Source organism: Rhodospirillales bacterium (genome assembly GCA_028824295.1).
Lineage (GTDB): Bacteria > Pseudomonadota > Alphaproteobacteria > TMED109 > TMED109 > VXPW01.
Genome location: JAPPED010000034.1, coordinates 73,638 through 88,535 on the forward strand (window position 1 = coordinate 73,638; position 14,898 = coordinate 88,535).

Annotated in this window: 17 protein-coding genes; 7 read left to right on the top strand and 10 right to left on the bottom strand. The window is 65.7% G+C overall.

Features of this window, described 5'->3' with window-relative positions:
- The first annotated feature begins 9 nt into the window (after nt 1-9).
- Together OXH60_13660 and OXH60_13665 are read left to right on the top strand one after the other, a co-directional pair.
- Nucleotides 10-198, top strand: coding sequence for a hypothetical protein (locus OXH60_13660; protein MDE0713166.1), 189 nt, complete (start codon nt 10-12; stop codon nt 196-198).
- Nucleotides 191-622 carry a M67 family metallopeptidase gene (locus tag OXH60_13665; GenBank protein ID MDE0713167.1) on the top strand — a complete coding sequence of 144 codons (432 nt, stop codon included), beginning with the start codon at nt 191-193 and terminating at the stop codon, nt 620-622. The genes OXH60_13660 and OXH60_13665 overlap by 8 nt, the downstream gene beginning before the upstream one ends.
- A 7-nt stretch (nt 623-629) precedes the next feature.
- Here the strand turns inward: OXH60_13665 and tldD are convergent, their stop codons facing one another.
- The 5 genes from tldD to OXH60_13690 form a co-directional block, all read right to left on the bottom strand.
- Entirely contained in the window at nt 630-2,063 is a 1,434-nt protein-coding gene (gene tldD, locus OXH60_13670; GenBank protein ID MDE0713168.1) for a metalloprotease TldD, read from the bottom strand.
- Between the two features lie 70 nt (nt 2,064-2,133).
- Nucleotides 2,134-2,769, bottom strand: coding sequence for a glutathione S-transferase (locus tag OXH60_13675; protein ID MDE0713169.1), 636 nt, complete (start codon nt 2,767-2,769; stop codon nt 2,134-2,136).
- A gap of 86 nt (nt 2,770-2,855) precedes the next feature.
- Complete coding sequence (gene hisC / locus OXH60_13680; GenBank protein MDE0713170.1) at nt 2,856-3,947, bottom strand: histidinol-phosphate transaminase; 1,092 nt, start codon at nt 3,945-3,947, stop codon at nt 2,856-2,858.
- A 3-nt stretch (nt 3,948-3,950) separates the two neighbouring features.
- Nucleotides 3,951-4,364 carry a hypothetical protein gene (locus OXH60_13685; protein MDE0713171.1) on the bottom strand — a complete coding sequence of 138 codons (414 nt, stop codon included), beginning with the start codon at nt 4,362-4,364 and terminating at the stop codon, nt 3,951-3,953.
- Nucleotides 4,361-5,491: a CoA transferase gene (locus tag OXH60_13690; protein MDE0713172.1), complete on the bottom strand. Its 1,131-nt coding sequence runs from the start codon at nt 5,489-5,491 to the stop codon at nt 4,361-4,363. The genes OXH60_13685 and OXH60_13690 overlap by 4 nt, the downstream gene beginning before the upstream one ends.
- Before the next feature lie 69 nt (nt 5,492-5,560).
- Here OXH60_13690 and OXH60_13695 point away from each other — a divergent pair, with 69 nt between their 5' ends.
- The 3 genes from OXH60_13695 to OXH60_13705 all read left to right on the top strand — a co-directional run bounded on the left by OXH60_13695 (nt 5,561) and on the right by OXH60_13705 (nt 7,778).
- Entirely contained in the window at nt 5,561-5,872 is a 312-nt protein-coding gene (locus OXH60_13695) for a hypothetical protein (protein MDE0713173.1), read from the top strand.
- A 305-nt stretch (nt 5,873-6,177) separates the two neighbouring features.
- The gene (locus OXH60_13700; GenBank protein MDE0713174.1) at nt 6,178-7,086 is read left to right on the top strand and encodes an aldo/keto reductase; all 909 of its coding nucleotides are present in this window, start codon (nt 6,178-6,180) and stop codon (nt 7,084-7,086) included.
- A gap of 2 nt (nt 7,087-7,088) precedes the next feature.
- Nucleotides 7,089-7,778: a hypothetical protein gene (locus OXH60_13705; protein ID MDE0713175.1), complete on the top strand. Its 690-nt coding sequence runs from the start codon at nt 7,089-7,091 to the stop codon at nt 7,776-7,778.
- Nucleotides 7,779-7,903: 125 nt separating this feature from the next.
- Here the strand turns inward: OXH60_13705 and OXH60_13710 are convergent, their stop codons facing one another.
- The 5 genes from OXH60_13710 to OXH60_13730 form a co-directional block, all read right to left on the bottom strand.
- A complete protein-coding gene (locus OXH60_13710; GenBank protein MDE0713176.1) occupies nt 7,904-8,212 on the bottom strand; it encodes an antibiotic biosynthesis monooxygenase in 309 nt (102 codons plus the stop codon).
- 281 nt (nt 8,213-8,493) lie between these two features.
- The gene (locus OXH60_13715) at nt 8,494-9,627 is read right to left on the bottom strand and encodes a hemin-degrading factor (GenBank protein ID MDE0713177.1); all 1,134 of its coding nucleotides are present in this window, start codon (nt 9,625-9,627) and stop codon (nt 8,494-8,496) included.
- Nucleotides 9,621-11,864, bottom strand: coding sequence for a TonB-dependent hemoglobin/transferrin/lactoferrin family receptor (locus tag OXH60_13720; protein ID MDE0713178.1), 2,244 nt, complete (start codon nt 11,862-11,864; stop codon nt 9,621-9,623). The genes OXH60_13715 and OXH60_13720 overlap by 7 nt, the downstream gene beginning before the upstream one ends.
- Before the next feature lie 329 nt (nt 11,865-12,193).
- On the bottom strand, nt 12,194-13,465 hold the full coding sequence (locus OXH60_13725; protein ID MDE0713179.1) for an NAD(P)/FAD-dependent oxidoreductase: 1,272 nt from the start codon (nt 13,463-13,465) through the stop codon (nt 12,194-12,196).
- A complete protein-coding gene (locus OXH60_13730; protein MDE0713180.1) occupies nt 13,462-13,830 on the bottom strand; it encodes a hypothetical protein in 369 nt (122 codons plus the stop codon). The genes OXH60_13725 and OXH60_13730 overlap by 4 nt, the downstream gene beginning before the upstream one ends.
- On the opposite strand from OXH60_13730, the gene soxX reads away from it, so the two are divergent.
- A complete protein-coding gene (gene soxX, locus OXH60_13735; GenBank protein ID MDE0713181.1) occupies nt 13,823-14,287 on the top strand; it encodes a sulfur oxidation c-type cytochrome SoxX in 465 nt (154 codons plus the stop codon). The genes OXH60_13730 and soxX overlap by 8 nt on opposite strands.
- Before the next feature lie 146 nt (nt 14,288-14,433).
- Nucleotides 14,434-14,898 carry a thiosulfate oxidation carrier protein SoxY gene (locus OXH60_13740; GenBank protein MDE0713182.1) on the top strand — a complete coding sequence of 155 codons (465 nt, stop codon included), beginning with the start codon at nt 14,434-14,436 and terminating at the stop codon, nt 14,896-14,898.

Sequence of the window (14,898 nt, forward strand, 5' to 3'; positions counted from 1 at the left end):
GAGGGCTGGATGGGTTCACTGTTGCAGAGGCTCCCCAAGGACCGGATCACGCGAATCCTGCTGGCGGTAGTGGTCGTGATGGGCGCGGCCATTCTGGCCGGGACCGCGATACTGATCGTAGCCCTCATCGACCTCGCCAGTCAGTTGGGGTTAGGTGTGGGTTCCGAGCAAGCGCATGCGGCAGGTCGACATGACTGAATCCCGCCCCGAGGTCGTGGCGGGGTCGTCAGTGGTGCAGGCGGTGCGGGAATCCGCGCGTACCGCTGCGCCGCACGAGGCTTGCGGACTGCTGCTGGGCCGCGCCGAACCGGGTCGGTTCGTGCTCACCACCTGTGTGCCCAGTCAGAACATCGCCTCCGACCCGGTTCGGCGGTTCGAAGTGGATCCCGCCGTCCGCCTGCGCGTGCACCGCGAGGCACGGGGTGGCGGCGAGCCCATGATCGGCCTGTACCATTCCCATCCGGCCGGCTCGGCGGCACCATCAGCGGTGGATCGCCGGTGCCTGTACGAGCCAGGGTTGGTTTGGCTGATCACCGGTCCGGACCCGAGTTGGGAGATCCGGGCCTGGCTAGCCCTGACTGACGACTTTCGCGAGCTCCCTCTTGTCGTCGCCGACACCTGACCTGGCGTCAGGTGTCCGTTCCGCCGACGGTGAGTCCTTCGACCAGCATCGTGGGCTGGCCAACGCCTACCGGGACCAGCTGGCCCTGCTTCCCGCAGCTGCCGATGCCGGGATCGAGCATCAAGTCGTTGCCGATCAGCGTCGCCTTCTTGAGGACCTCGAAACCCGAACCGATCAGGGTCGCCCCCTTGACGGGCGCGGTGATCTTTCCGTCTTCGATCAGGTAGCTCTCATTCGCGGAAAAGACGAACTTCCCATTGGTGATGTCGACCTGGCCGCCGCCGAAGCTCTTCGCATAGAGCCCATTCTTGACTGACCGCACGATCTCGTCCGGATCCTGCTGACCGGCCATCATGATGGTGTTGCGCATCCGTGGCATGGGCTGGTGTGCATAGCTCTGTCGCCGTCCGTTGCCCGTGGAGGCGGTTCCCATCAGCCTGGCGTTCTGGCGGTCCTGCATGTAGCCCACCACCCGGCCGTGCTCGATCAGCGTGGTGTTCTGCGTCGGCGTCCCCTCGTCGTCGATCGTGAGCGAGCCCCGCCGCCCATCAAGCGTCCCGTCGTCGACCACCGTGATCGCCTCGTTGGCCACGCGCTCACCCATCAGCGAACTGAACACGCTGGTCTTCTTTCGGTTGAAATCGCCTTCGAGACCGTGACCAATGGCTTCGTGCAACAGGATGCCCGGCCAGCCCGGACCGAGTACCACGCTGGTCTCGCCAGCGGGCGCGGCCCGGGCATCCAGCAGGACGAGCGCCTGGCGCAGCGCTTCATCGATGTGGTGAGTCCACGTCTCGCGATCGAGCAGGACCGCGTAGCCATGGCGGCCCCCCGATCCGTAGCTTCCGGTTTCCATCCGGTCGCCGTCGCGCACAACCACGCTTACGTTCAACCGGACCAGCGGCCTGATGTCGGTCGCGGTTGCGCCACCGGCGCGGATGATTCCTACCGACTGGTGCGAGCCGGACAGCGTGGCCGACACCTGCTGAACCCGTGCATCCAACGCGCGCGCGTAGCTGTCGATTTCCGAGAGTAGTTCCACCTTCTGCTCGAACGGCACGGCCCCGATCGGGTCGTCTTCCTCGTAGCGGCGCTCGTTGGCAAGCGGCGGCGCCAGCTCCACGGTGCCCGAGGCCCCGCGCGTCACCGAGCGCACCGTGTCCGCCGCCCGTCGGAGTGAATCGGCACCAAGTTCAGACGCATGGGCGTAGCCGGTCCGTTCCCCGACCACCGCGCGCAGACCGAATCCCTTGGAGTGGTGGAAGGCAGCCGAACGGATTTGGCCGTCATCAAGGGTCAGGCTCTCGGACCGCGCGTTTTCGACAAAGAGTTCGCCGTCGTCGGCGCCGGTCAGCGCGCGTTCGACGATCGGCAAGGCCTGCGTGCGGTCGAGACCGCCGAGGTCGGCGAAGATGGTGCCGAGGGCTTCGGAATGGGCCATGGGAATCAGTTCCGTGTCGGACTGGGTTGCTTACACCATATGGGGGTGTCGGCGCGTGTTCTCCAGTGGTTCACGTTCCGACCCGTGACGAGGGGCGACCGTCGATCCCGGCCCGCCACCGAGCGAGATGCTCGAGCGATTCGTCGGGCTGGGCTTTCACCATCCTGGCGAATCCGACCGTGATGTACGCGGAGATGTCAGCCATGGAGAAGTTCTCGCCGGCGACAAACGGACTTTCTTTCAGGCGGGCATCCAGGTCCTCGAACCAGAAGCCGAGGCGCGCGAGACCGCGTTCGGCCAGGGCCGGAATCTGGGCGAAGTTCCTCGGGCCGGCGATCCCGCGGTCTTCAAACCGCGGATTGCTGTTTCGAAGCGCCTCGGCCACCGCCTGCATGCCCTCGAGTTCCACGCGGCGATGCCAGTTCTCGACCATGGCCTTTTCGAGCGGCGTGGTGCCGAACAGCGCAGGTTCGGGCTGAACGGCTTCGAAATACCTGCAAATGGCGACGCTTTCCGTGATCTTCTGGCCGTCATCGAGTTCGAGCACCGGCACGGTGCGAAGTGGATTGAATTCCGAGTACGGCGGCAGCAGGTTTGCGCCCTCCCGGATCTGCACTTCGATCTCCTCCAGCTCGATGTCTTTCTCGACCAAAAACATGTGGACGCGCCGGGGATTGGGGGCCGGCGCAAAGGTGTAGAGCTTCATAGATGCCTCCGGCGGGCTAGGACCCGTCCCCCGCCCGAACGTTACGACAGGCGGCAATGTAGCAGGCGCGAAACTGCCATCAGCGCCTATTCGTCTTTGAGGAAGTCGGTCAGGGCAGCAGTCAGGGCGAGATTCTCGTCTTCGAGGCCGACCGTGAAACGCAGGTGGTGCGGGAGCCCGTACTCGGCGACGCGCCGACCGAATATTCCCTGACCTGCCAAATGGGCGTAAGCGGCCTCTGCCGATCTCCGCCCGCTCTGTTCGAACTCGGCCAGGACGAAATTGGCGACGCCGGGTCGCACGCCGAGACCGAGATCGCGAAGCGTGGCTTCCAGCCAGGGCCGCCAGTGGCGGTTGTGGGCCTGCGCGCGGGCCAGGAACTTGTGGTCCTGAAGCGACGCCATTCCCGCCGCCTGGGCGGTGGCGTTGACATTGAAGGGGCCACGGACCCGGTGCAGCACGTCGATGACCGCCGGCGGACCGTACGCCCACCCGAGGCGCAGACCCGCGAGCCCGTAGATCTTGGAGAATGTCCGAGTCATGACGACGTCGTCGCGTTCATCGACCAGAATCCGCCCATCGTCGTACCCGTCCATCTCGACGTATTCGGCATACGCCGAATCGATCACGAGCAGGCAGCTTTCCGGGAGGCCTTCGCGCAACCGCCGGAGGCCGGCGAGATCTAGGGCGGTGCCGGTCGGGTTGTTGGGATTGGCCACGAAGCAGACCCGCGCACGAGGGGTTGCGGCGGCCAGCATGGCCTCGACATCGACAGTGAGGTCCGCTTCCGGAGCCGTGACGGGAGCGGCGCCAGCGACGCGGGCGGCGATCGGGTACATCAGGAAGCCGTGCCGGCTGTACAGCACTTCATCGCCATTGCCGGCATACGCGACGGCGAGCAGACCCAGCAGCTCGTCAGAGCCGTTGCCACAGACGATCCGACTCGGATCCATTCCGTGGGCTTCGGCGAGGGCCTCACGAAGGGGGGTGGCGCCCGGTTCGGGATACCGGGAAAGGTCGTCGGCCGCTGCCCTGGCGGCGGCGACAGCCTCGGGGCTGGACCCGAGGGGAGTCTCGTTGGAGGAAAGCTTGATGACCCGGCCGGTGTGACCGCCGCCGGAACTTCCCGGCTTGTAGGGCGTGATCCCGAGAACGGACGCGCGCGAAACAGGTTCCATGAATCAGGCTTCCGGTCGCTGCCGTACCAACTGCACTGCCGCCTGGATCGCGAGCTCCACCGTTGCCGGGCCGAACCCGTAGATGACGGCGGTCGCGTCGGTGACCAGCCCGGCCAACGCCTGTTGATCCGATGGACGCGGAAGCGCGTGAAGGTTGTGCGGGAAGCAAAGAACGGTGGGCACCGGCGCCGCACCAAGCAATAGTTTGATGGCTGCCGCGGATTCTGTCGCGCCGCGACCGGCGGGGAGCGCCAGCACGATCGCGTCTGCCCGACCCGTGCGCACGGCCTCCAACGTGTCGCGGGCGCCGGCGGATCCGGCCCCGTCGACCGGCAGGTCGGCGGCCGAGATCGCGGGTTCCCCGTCGGTCGGTGGGACGGGTTGCCCCTGCTCCTTGATGAGAAGGACGCGGGTCATGTCGGCGGCAGGAGCCCGTTCGCATCGCCGAGTCGCGGTGCCCGGGATGGGGGACCCGCGGGCGCGGTCCGGCGGGCAACCCCGTGCGCGAGCGGCACCGGCACGGCCGGGAGTTCCGAACCGTGGCCCACCGCTACCCGGGCCGAGAAAATGCCGCGTTCCGCGAACTGCGGATCCGCCACGGCATCGGCGAGTGACGGCACGAGCGTGCAGCAAAGGTGTTTGGCGTCCCGCAACTTGGGGCGCCAGTAGGCGGCCGGATGGGCCGCGACGGCGTCGCGGACGCCCTGTCGGGTCGCTTCCGGGTCGCGGGTGTCGTCCCGAAGCGCCGCGGGCAGGTCCACCAGTTCGCAGAAGTTGTCCCAGAACCGGTCTTCCAGGGCGCCGAGCGCGAGCATTCGGCCATCGGCGGTGGCGTAAAGCCCGTACCGAGGACTGCCCCCCAACAGGGGCAGTTCGCTCGGGTCCGCCATCGTGCCGGTTGCCCAGCCGTGGGTAAGCGCTTGCCAGAGGAAGGGAAACGTCTGCTCGGTCATGGCGACATCGAGGAAGGCTCCCGTCCCGGTGGTCTGCGCGCGGTACAGCGCCAGAAGAATATTGATAACGGCGGGGTAGCTGCCGGCGCCGATGTCGGCAAGCTGCGTGTGCGGCATGACCGGATCGCCATGCCGGTCCGACGTGACGGCCAAGAGTCCGGCCTCGGCGACGTAGTTCAGGTCATGCCCGGCCACATCGGCCCGCAGTCCCCGCTGACCGTAGCCGCTGATCGCGCAGTAGATGCATTTCGGATTCGCCTGCCGCATGGCTTCGTACCCGACGCCGAGACGATCCATCACGCCGGGCCGGAACTGTTCGATAACGACGTCGGCACTCTGGGCGAGCGCCAGTATCCGGCTTGCGGCGCCCGGCTTCTTGAGGTCGATCTCGATGCTTCGTTTTCCGCGGTTCAGCATGGCGAATGGCACGCTCTCCCCGTCAACGAATGGCGGGGAATGGCGAGTCGGATCGCCGCCAGGCCGCTCGATCTTGATCACGTCGGCACCGGCCTCCGCCAGTACCAGCGTTGCTAGGGGCCCCGGCAACAAGGTCGTGAAGTCCAGGACTCTCACACCTTCAAGAAACAACATTCACGTATCCCGTATGCAAGCCGGAGCGCCGCCTGCACGATACATTGCGCGGCCAGATCGGTGGCGGTAATGAAGTGGCTGGCGAGCGGGTTGTTGCTTGGGGGCCGTATGCGCACGCACCATGTTCTCTCTCTTCATGTCGTGTTCCTGCTGATCGTGGCTCCGGCCACCGCCATGATCGAGCACGGACCACTGGCTCGGGAGGCTGCGATCGAAGCGGGGTGCGTCGAACCAGACATCCAGCGGCTCGGCAATGAAGGTGCCGCCATCGTCTACACGATGACCTGTGCTGACGGGTCCTCCGTGCCCGACGGGCGCATCCGCTGCGAACTGGACACGTGTGTGTTGGAGAGGCCGCAGCGGCAGGAGGCTGAATCCTGACGTGTACGCGTCTCGAGCGAGCATCGGGAGTTGTCGACACATGCGGTTGAGTATCGGCATGAATCGAAAGCTCGGCGCCGCGAAACGCCCAATCCATTGATTTTCAATGCATCAGCTTGCGATTTGGAAAATCGTTTCTGGGAAAATGCAACGATTTCCCGATGCGAGCTTCTCGGCGCGCCGTTTGCCGGTACTGGTATTGGACGACGTATGTCGGGTCCGTGGGCAGCCCACGGCAACATTGACCGGCGCAGTAGGCTTCGCGGGCCGAGGGACCGGCGGAACCGAAGAGGAAGCCTCTGACCATGAACCGTCGTACGGTGCTCAAGGGAGCGACAAGCTTCGCGGCTGCCGCGTGGCTGCCCGCCTCTGGTCGGGCGGTCAACGTTGCCGAAGGGCGGCGCAGGATTCCCACGTCCGGCGCGGCCATCCCCGCGGTCGGGATCGGCAGCTGGATCACGTTCAATGTCGGTTCAGATCCGGTGCTGCTGGATCGCTCTACGAGGGTGATTGCAGCGTTCCTGGAAGAGGGGGGCGGCATGATCGATTCGTCGCCGATGTATGGCTCTTCACAGGCGACCATCGGTCACGCTCTCGCGCAGCTTGGGGATGCCGGACGCGTGTTTTCGGCGGACAAGATCTGGACGTCGGCAGCTGACGCCCGCGGGCAGCTGGAGCGGACCGGGCGGCGCTGGGGCATCGGCCGTTTCGACTTGCTTCAGGTGCACAATCTGGTCGATTGGCAGGCGAATCTCGAGCTTCTCTTTGCCCTGAAGGAGACGGGGCAACTTGGCCACGTTGGCATTACGACGTCCCACGGGCGCCGCCACGGCGATCTGGAGCGCATCATGGCCAACCAGCCGATCGACTTCGTCCAGCTGACCTACAACCTCGCAGATCGGGAAGCGGAAGCCCGCCTGCTGCCGCTGGCGCACGAAAAGGGCATTGCCGTCATTGTCAATCGTCCGTTCCGGCGCGGCGCCCTGATCCGGCATCTCTCCGGCAAGCCGCTGCCAGCCATGGCGCCCGAACTGAAGGCCGAAAGCTGGGCACAGATCTCGCTCAAGTTCATCCTGGGACATCCGGCGGTTACCTGCGTCATTCCCGCGACCACGCGGGTCGACCACGTGCGCGAGAACAAGCGTGTCGTACTGGGGCCGATACCGGATACCGCGATGCGGCAGGGACTGGCGGCGCATTTCGCAGATCTCTAGGCATGAACTGGCTGGATTACCGGCTGCACGATTTTCTGCTTTTCGCCCCCGATACCTACTGGCGCCTGTTCGAACAGGCCAATCAGGCGGTCTGGCCACTGCCGCTCGCGTTCCCATTGCTGTTCGCGATCTGTCTCGTCGCGTACAGGCGATTCAGACGGACGGTTCCGTACCTGGCAGTAGGCGCCTTGGGGATGGCCTGGGCATGGTGCGGCGGGTTCTTCGTGGACCGGTGGTATGTCCAGATCAACTGGCTGGCGTCCTACGCGGTTCCCGCGTTCTACCTGCAGGCGCTGCTGATCGTGGGATTCGGGATCATCTGGGTCCGGCGTCAGGAACTGACCTTTTCGACCTGGCGCCGGGTGGCGGGCCTGATCTTGGTCTTGGGCGCATCACTTCTGTATCCGTTGGCAGCGTTCATCCGGGGTCAGGGCATCATGGGAGGTGAGTTTGTCGGGACCGCAACCGATCCGACGGCAGTGGCGACCTTGGGATTTGGTCTGATGGCACGAGGCCCGCTGACGGTCATCTGCCTTCCGATACCGCTCGCGGTGTGCGTGACCAGCTTTCTCACGTTGTGGGCGATGGGGAGTTGGCAGGCCGCCATCCCCCTGGCGGTCATCGCCACGATCTTGATCTCGCTCTGGCCGCCCTCGGAACCTTCAACTGGAGCAGGGGTAGCTGACCGCTAGCGGTGACGTGAACTTGTTGGTGGCGTCCGGGCAGGTGGCGGTGGATTGCAGCCAATGCCCGAAGGATGCTGCCAGGTTTGCACAAGTGGTTCGAACCGCCGCCGCAACGCTGATCGGATCCCGCGTCAGTCGGTAAGAATCACGTCGAAACCTTCGAATTGCGGGTGTCCGAGATAGAGTTTCTGCCGTGACCCGGCGCCTGCATGGGCATTGCGAAAGGCCTCCGACCTGGTCCAATCAACGAATGCGTCCCTGTCGCGCCAGACGGTGTGCGACGAATACAGGGTGTGGTCGTCGGCTTCAGACCCCCTGAGGAGGTGAAATTTCTGAAACCCCGGCACTGCTTCCAGATGGGTATCGCGTTCGGCCCACAGTCTCTCAAATTCGGCTTCATGTCCTCTCACAACCTTGAACCGGTTCATGGCGATGAACATCGCGCGACACTCCGCTTGACCACAGGGAGACGCTAACGGGAACGCGATGTCATTGGAAGCAGGAAGCGGGGGTGCGCGGGGAACGGATTTCGCAAGGCGCGCGGGCGAGCTTGATCGTGCCGCTACAACGCGGGCCCGTTCTGGCTGTTCTCCATCCCCGGGCGGAAGTGCGGCTGCCGTCCGCCGCTGTCCTGCGCTGGCCACGGCCTGCGGTGCGGCACCAGGGCTGTCCGTGGTGTCGGAGCCCGCCATCGAACGGACGGAAGGCCCTTCCAGCCCAATCAGTTGCGGGGGTCGTTGCTCAACGACGCGGCGAGGGCCCGCCACTCGCTGGTCTCTTCTTCACCAGGGTTCCGCTGGCCTTGGAGGCTGGCGATTCGTGGGCCGGCAGCAGCAAAGATCTCGACCGAGGTGACGATGCCGTCGCACGTCTGCTCCTGGAGGGCCCACGCGCTGGCTATGCCATCGCTCCGCAAGTGGAGGCTGAAGTCGGGATCAAGGACGTTGAACCAGGGGCCCACTTGCTTGAGGCGCCGCACGGGGCCCGTGTGGGATTGAAGCGCACCGCCGTTGCCGACGAGCAAGGTCACGGGAATCCCGGCCTCGGCAGCGTGCTCCAGCGCGATCTGAAAACCATCGTCCCGAATACGTCTGGCGCTGTGCTCCGGCAATGCGCGGAGCTGCCGGATGCGCCCGATTGTCCATCCTTGTGGTGTGTCGGCGACATCGCGTGTGCCGTCCCGAGGAAGCCTCTGATTGCGCGGGTTCGATTGTTCGGTGTCGTCGTGCAGTCGTTCGTACCGGATTGCCGCGTCGTCGGTTGCCGCGAGATCCTGCCACCGGCCAGGGTACCGGTATTCGCTGACCAGCTCCCGGAAGGCGTGCTCATCGCTTCGTCTGCGCAGATACACCTTGTGCACGGCAGTGCCGGCAGAATCGAAGAATTGCAGACTGCACCTGGTCCGTTTCTGGAACGCTTCGGTGATCGCGAACCCGTAGTGCCAGTGGGGAAAGAAGAGCCGAAGCTGCATTCCGTCACCCTTGACCTGGCCGCCGCAGGAAAGCACCTGGATCTGTTCGAATTGTCCGACCTTCTCGTGGACAGCGTGATCGTTCCGCGTCAGCGCCATCACGGGTCCGAGACCGAAAACGCCTGCGACCAGACGGTCCCAGGGTCCGTCGAGGCGGTGGACTTCCGCATCAGTCCGTGCGTGGACGAGTTCGGCCTCTGACACGCCGAGCCGGGTTGCCGCGTCGCGCGCGCGCAAGCGCGGCTCGTCAGACTTGAGTGCCTGCCAGCGCGCCATCAACTCGTGCCGCGTGTCCCGGCGATCCGGTCGGTCGGGAGCGGTATCGCGTGCGGGGGTGCCCGGCGACGAAACACTCCCCGGCTGCAGACCGGTCCTCCCTACCATGCCAAGGCGTAGCCGGCCGAGATCCTGAAGTTGCGGCCGGGCTCGACCGCGGCCGTGTCAACCCGCGTGTACGCCTTGTCGAACGCGTTGTCGATTCCCAGATCGACGCCAAATCCTGCCAGGTGTTGCACGGGCCGCCAGGAGAAATAGAAGTCGTGCACCGCGTAGCCGGCGCGGGCATCCGCCGGATCGTTCACCTTGTCAAAGCGGTCCGCCAGCTGCAGGCGCCAGCCGACAACGGAGTCGAGTCGCGGGAGCTTGACGGCGGCATCGACCGTGACCTGACCCGGCGCCAGGCGACCGAGCTTCCTGCCCGTTTCCTCGTTTTCTCCGTCGATGGCGGAAAAACCGAGCGCGACCCGGAGACCGTCGCCGTCGTAGGTGGCGTCAACCTCCGTGCCCCGGAGCCGCGCTTTCGGGACATTGGCTGAAAATGCGGCGCCCTCGCAGCCGGTGCGGAACACGTTTGGAGGGCCCGCGGGCACACGGACCTGGTCTGATACGAACGGAACGCAGTCCCTTGGCACGGGAAACACCTGGCGTATCGCCCGATCGATGAAGTCGCGTCCTCGAACGCGGAAATGAGTCGCCTTGATCTGGAACTGGTCCTGCTTTGCCAAGACGTCGTTGAAGGTGGCCCCGGCCCCCACCTCGACGGTCCTGGTCGTCTGCGGCTTCAGCTGGGGGTTGGGCTCGAAGCGGTTGAAGCCGACCAATTCGCCAGGTCCCCGAAACAGGGGGAAATGCGAACCCGTCAGGTAGATCTCGTCGGCAGTAGGCGCCCGGAACGCGTGGGCGTAGTTGGCGAACGCCATCAACCGGTCCGTCGGCAGCCAGGTCACGCCGATCTTGGGCGAGAGTTCGTGTCGGCTGTTGTCCGCACCAAGCCGGTTCGAACTGGAAATTCGGTACGAGTCGTAACGCGCGCCGGGGATGACCAGAAGACTGCCCGATTCATCGCCGAACGGATCGGGGAGCACGATCTCGGCCTGTGCGAAGATTCCGGTGAAGCGGGCGTCCGCGTCCGGTACGCCATGGCGCTCGGTGGCATTGGTGTCCGGTTGCCCCATGCGCATACCGCCGTCGCCGCCGTCCTGCGAGTCGCGCCAGTACTCGGCGCCGTAGGTCAGCGTGACGTGCGTGGCTTCAGAGACAGGGAAGCGCGAGCGATTGTCCAGGCGCATGCCGAGCGTACCGACATCCCGACGCAGCAGCTCGCCGGCGGGGCCGCCGCTGACGTCCTCAAGTCTGAGCTCGTCCACCCGGAACAGGGTCCGATAGACGACGGCGTCGAAATCGACGTAGCGATTCGTGGGGTCGTCGTAATGGTAGGCCGCACTGAACGATGCCGAGCGTACGTCCTTTTGCACTAGGCCGTTTGCGGCCACCTCCTGACCGAACCTTTGCTGGCCGTCGTTGGGTTCCCGCGCATCGTTTCGGAAGGCCGTGGCCGACGCTTCGAAACGGTGGTGGCCCGCAATTTCCAAACCGGCCTTCGCCAGGCCGGCCAGGATGTCGTCATCAGTGTCGCGCAGGTGGTTACCGTCACCGAGCCGGATCGTTCCGGATCCGCGTGCCGTGATGCTGGCGACGGCATCCACCCCCTCCAGCGGCATGCTGTACGCGGTGAAATTGCTGAAGCGCTCGGAATTGACGGACCGGTAGCCGCCAGTGACCTTCGTGCCCGCAGTTTCGCCAGCGGGGAGGAGGTCCGCTGCGTCGAGGGTCTGAAAGGCGATCAGGCCCCCGGTGCCCCCGCTCCCGTACAGCGACGAGGCAGGTCCGCGCAGGACTTCAACCCGCTTGAGCAGGCTTGGGTCGAGAAAGAAGCGGCCGTCATGGACGGAATCGAAGTTCTGTCGTGCTCCGTCGATGGTCACGATGACGTCGGCACCTTCGAACCCGCGGATCCTTGGCACTTCGCCCGTGCGTCGGGGACCGCCGGTGAACTCGACACCGGGAATCATCTTCAGGACGTCATCAGGTGAGGACGGCTGCCGGGTTTCGATCTCCGCGCGGCCCAGCGCGGTGACCATGCCGGGAAAGCTGAACGCGTCGATCGGGTTTCTGGTCGCGGTCACGGTGATGGGTTGCAGCCGCTGTGCGTCGTCAGGCTCCGTCTCCGCATCAGCCGAGAAAGGCGCGATCGCCAATGCTGCGAGAAGGCACCACACGCCGGTGACAGCACTTCGGACGGCGCGGTTGGCGACAACTGGGGCCTTCTGGCGAACGGCCATGGACTACTCCCCTAGGCAGATCATTCGACTCGCGTGGAACCACTCCGTGACAAACCCCGGGGCCGAGCTCCGGAAGTCGGCGAAATGGCGGATCGCCCATCGAGCCATGCTTCGCCACACCATATGGAGCGCGTTGCCACAGTGGCAATGCTGGAGAATCAAGTGGCAGGAACTCGAAGAAACCTCCGCAGCATCCAAACCGCCGGCGGGCGCCGTCGCCATCAGGTAGCGGCCTGGGGGCCGGCTGCAGGGCCCAAGCCGACCCGCGGGCGACGTACCGGCGCCAGGGGGATTCGTCCCAGCCGATCCCTCGGCCGGAAACTTACGCGCTAGCCGAGCATGTCTTGCCAGATCGCGCGGGCCCAGTCCCACGCCTGCAGCGCTACGGTCGCGGACCGCTGGCTGGAGACACCACTGGAACCCGGTCGGACCTGGAGTAGCCCCGTCTCGGGGTCGTAGCCGTACACCGCACCGACCGACGCCCCTTCCTCCGGCGAAACGAGGCTGTAGCAGGTGTTGATGAGGGACGGGGGCGGAGCCCCGTTCCCTGTCAGCGCGGCGACTGCGGCTCGCGCTGCCACCTTGCCCATCGAATTCGCGATAAAACCCGATTTCGGCACCTTACCCACGGTCGTCTGGTCCGTGGCGTCGCCCACGATATGGATGTCGGAGGTCAAGGTGGACGTGAAGCCGTAGGGGTCGACAGGCGCCCACGTCGCCCCGTCTGGTACCAGACCGGCGTCGTGGAGCAGGCGGGAAGCCCGCTGCGACGGAATGACGTTGACGACATCGGCGGCCACGTCGTCGAAATCGCTGGAAACCGTGCCCGCGGAGGCGTCCACCTGGACGAGCGGGCTGTCCGGGCGGTAGTCGACGATGCCCGGATACAGTTCGTCCCAGGCCGCCTGGAAGATCTTGCCCTTGGATACGATCTTCTGGTTGGCATCGAGCACCGTGATGGTGGCCCCGGGCTTGTGCAGCTTGAGGTATGCGGCAACCAGGCTGATGCGCTCGTACGGTCCTGGCGGGCACCGGTACGGGCTTGGCGGGATCGTCAGTGCGACGCGCCCCCCGGACGGCAGCTCGGCAAGTCGGGCCCGGAGCAGCGCCGTTTCGGGCCCCGGGCTCCAGGCAGCAGGGAACCGCTTGGCAGCTGCTTCGTTCCAGCCGTCGATTCCCGTGTAGTCGAACGCCACGCCCGGACTCAGGATCAGGCGGTCCCCCGCCACCACGCCGTCGGCGGTGACGATGGCCTTCGCGTCGACGTCGACCGCCTCCACTTCGGTGTGAAGGATCCGGATGCCGTGTCGCTCCGAGAGTGCGGCGTAGGAATGGGTGATCTCGTCAACCGTCCGGAGATGACCGATCACCCAATTGCTGATCGGGCAAGAGTGGAACGCGGTCCTTCGTTCGATCAGGACCACCTCGATGCCGGGATCCAGCAGCCGAATGTACTTGGCGGCCGTGAGACCGCCCCAGCCGCCGCCGAGAACCACCACCCGAGGGCCGGTCGCCGGCAGGATGCGTTCGGCGCGAACGGGCAGGGCCGAAACCAGTGCAGCGGCGCCGCCCGCCAGAATGCTTCGGCGGGTGAAACTCATGGCTCGTTCCCCGGCGGCTGAGCCGCGAACCATTCGGCGAGTGCGGCAATCTCAGAATCATCGTAGCCGCGCGCGATCCGGCCCATTTCCTCGCTCGGGCGTTCGCCCGACCGGTAGGCCGCAAGGAGGCTGGCCAGTTCGGTCGCTTCCCGTCCTGCCAGATCCGGAATGACGCTGCCCTCAGGCACCCGTCCCGCGGTGCCATGGCATCCGGCACACGGCGCCGCCAGACGGGCACCGTCGCCGGACATGTCGGCGACGGCCGGTCCCGGCGCTGCGATCGCAAGCGCGAACACGGCGGGCACGAGCCCTCCCGCGCGGGTTGGTGCAGGATCACGCGACAGATAGGGTGCCAGGATGCGCATGGTTCTCGCAGTCTTGGTGTTGGGCACGGCTTCGCTGTCCGCAACCCGGTCGGATACGGCCGATTCCGAACCGTTGGCAATTTACCAGATCGTGAATGACTCGATCCCGAAGCCGCTCGACGGCCTGGCCGGCGATCCCGAGCGCGGGCGGGCCATCGTCGCCGGTCGCGCAGGGAACTGTCTCGCCTGTCACCACGCGCCGATTCCGGAAGAGCCATTTCACGGTGATCTTGGACCCCCGCTCGAGGGAATCGGGGACCGCGCCACCGCCGGTATGCTGCGGTTGCGGCTGGTGGCGCCCCGAACACTCAATCCGGACACGGTGATGCCGGCGTTCCACCAGGTCGACGGCCTGCAGCGCGTGGCGCCGCAGCACCGTGGCCGCCCGATTCTCTCGGCGCAGGAGGTCGAAGACGTGATCGCCTTCCTGCTCACACTTCGTGCCGACGGGCGCTAGCGCAAATCTGCGTTGCGAACTATATCGGTAGCATGACTGCCGGAGATTCATCGTCAGCAACGGCCTCAGGCGCGCCGGTTCGAGACTTGCCGCATGCCCCCCGGCCGTCTCGTCGGGCTCTGCTGCAGGCTGGCGGCTCTCTGGCGGTGACGGGGCTCGCGGGGTCGCGGGCCCTTGCCCAGGATTCGGCAGGCAACCCCTTTCGAGACCGGTTTCAGAGCTTCCGCCAGACGTTTCGGGTAGAGCCGGACTTGGAAGAGGCGAAGCGCATTCTCCGGAACCTCGTCCGGGGCCGGGAACCCGTCCCGGGATTGGTGGATTTCACGGCCCCGGATATTGCGGAAAACGGCAACGTTGTCCCCATCACGTTCCGCGTGAACTGCTCCATGACCGGGGATGACCGGCCCGCGGTGGTGCACGTCCTGGCGATGGGCAATCCCTTCCCTGAGGTCGCCACCTACCACTTCACGGAGCAGTCGGGTCGTGCTGAGATCGCGATGCGATGTCGGATGCGGCAGACTGCGGACCTGGTGATAGTCGCGGAAATGGTGGATGGAAGCCTGGGCCTTGCGCGCTCGCATGTGAACGTGACGCTCGGAGCCTGCAGTTAG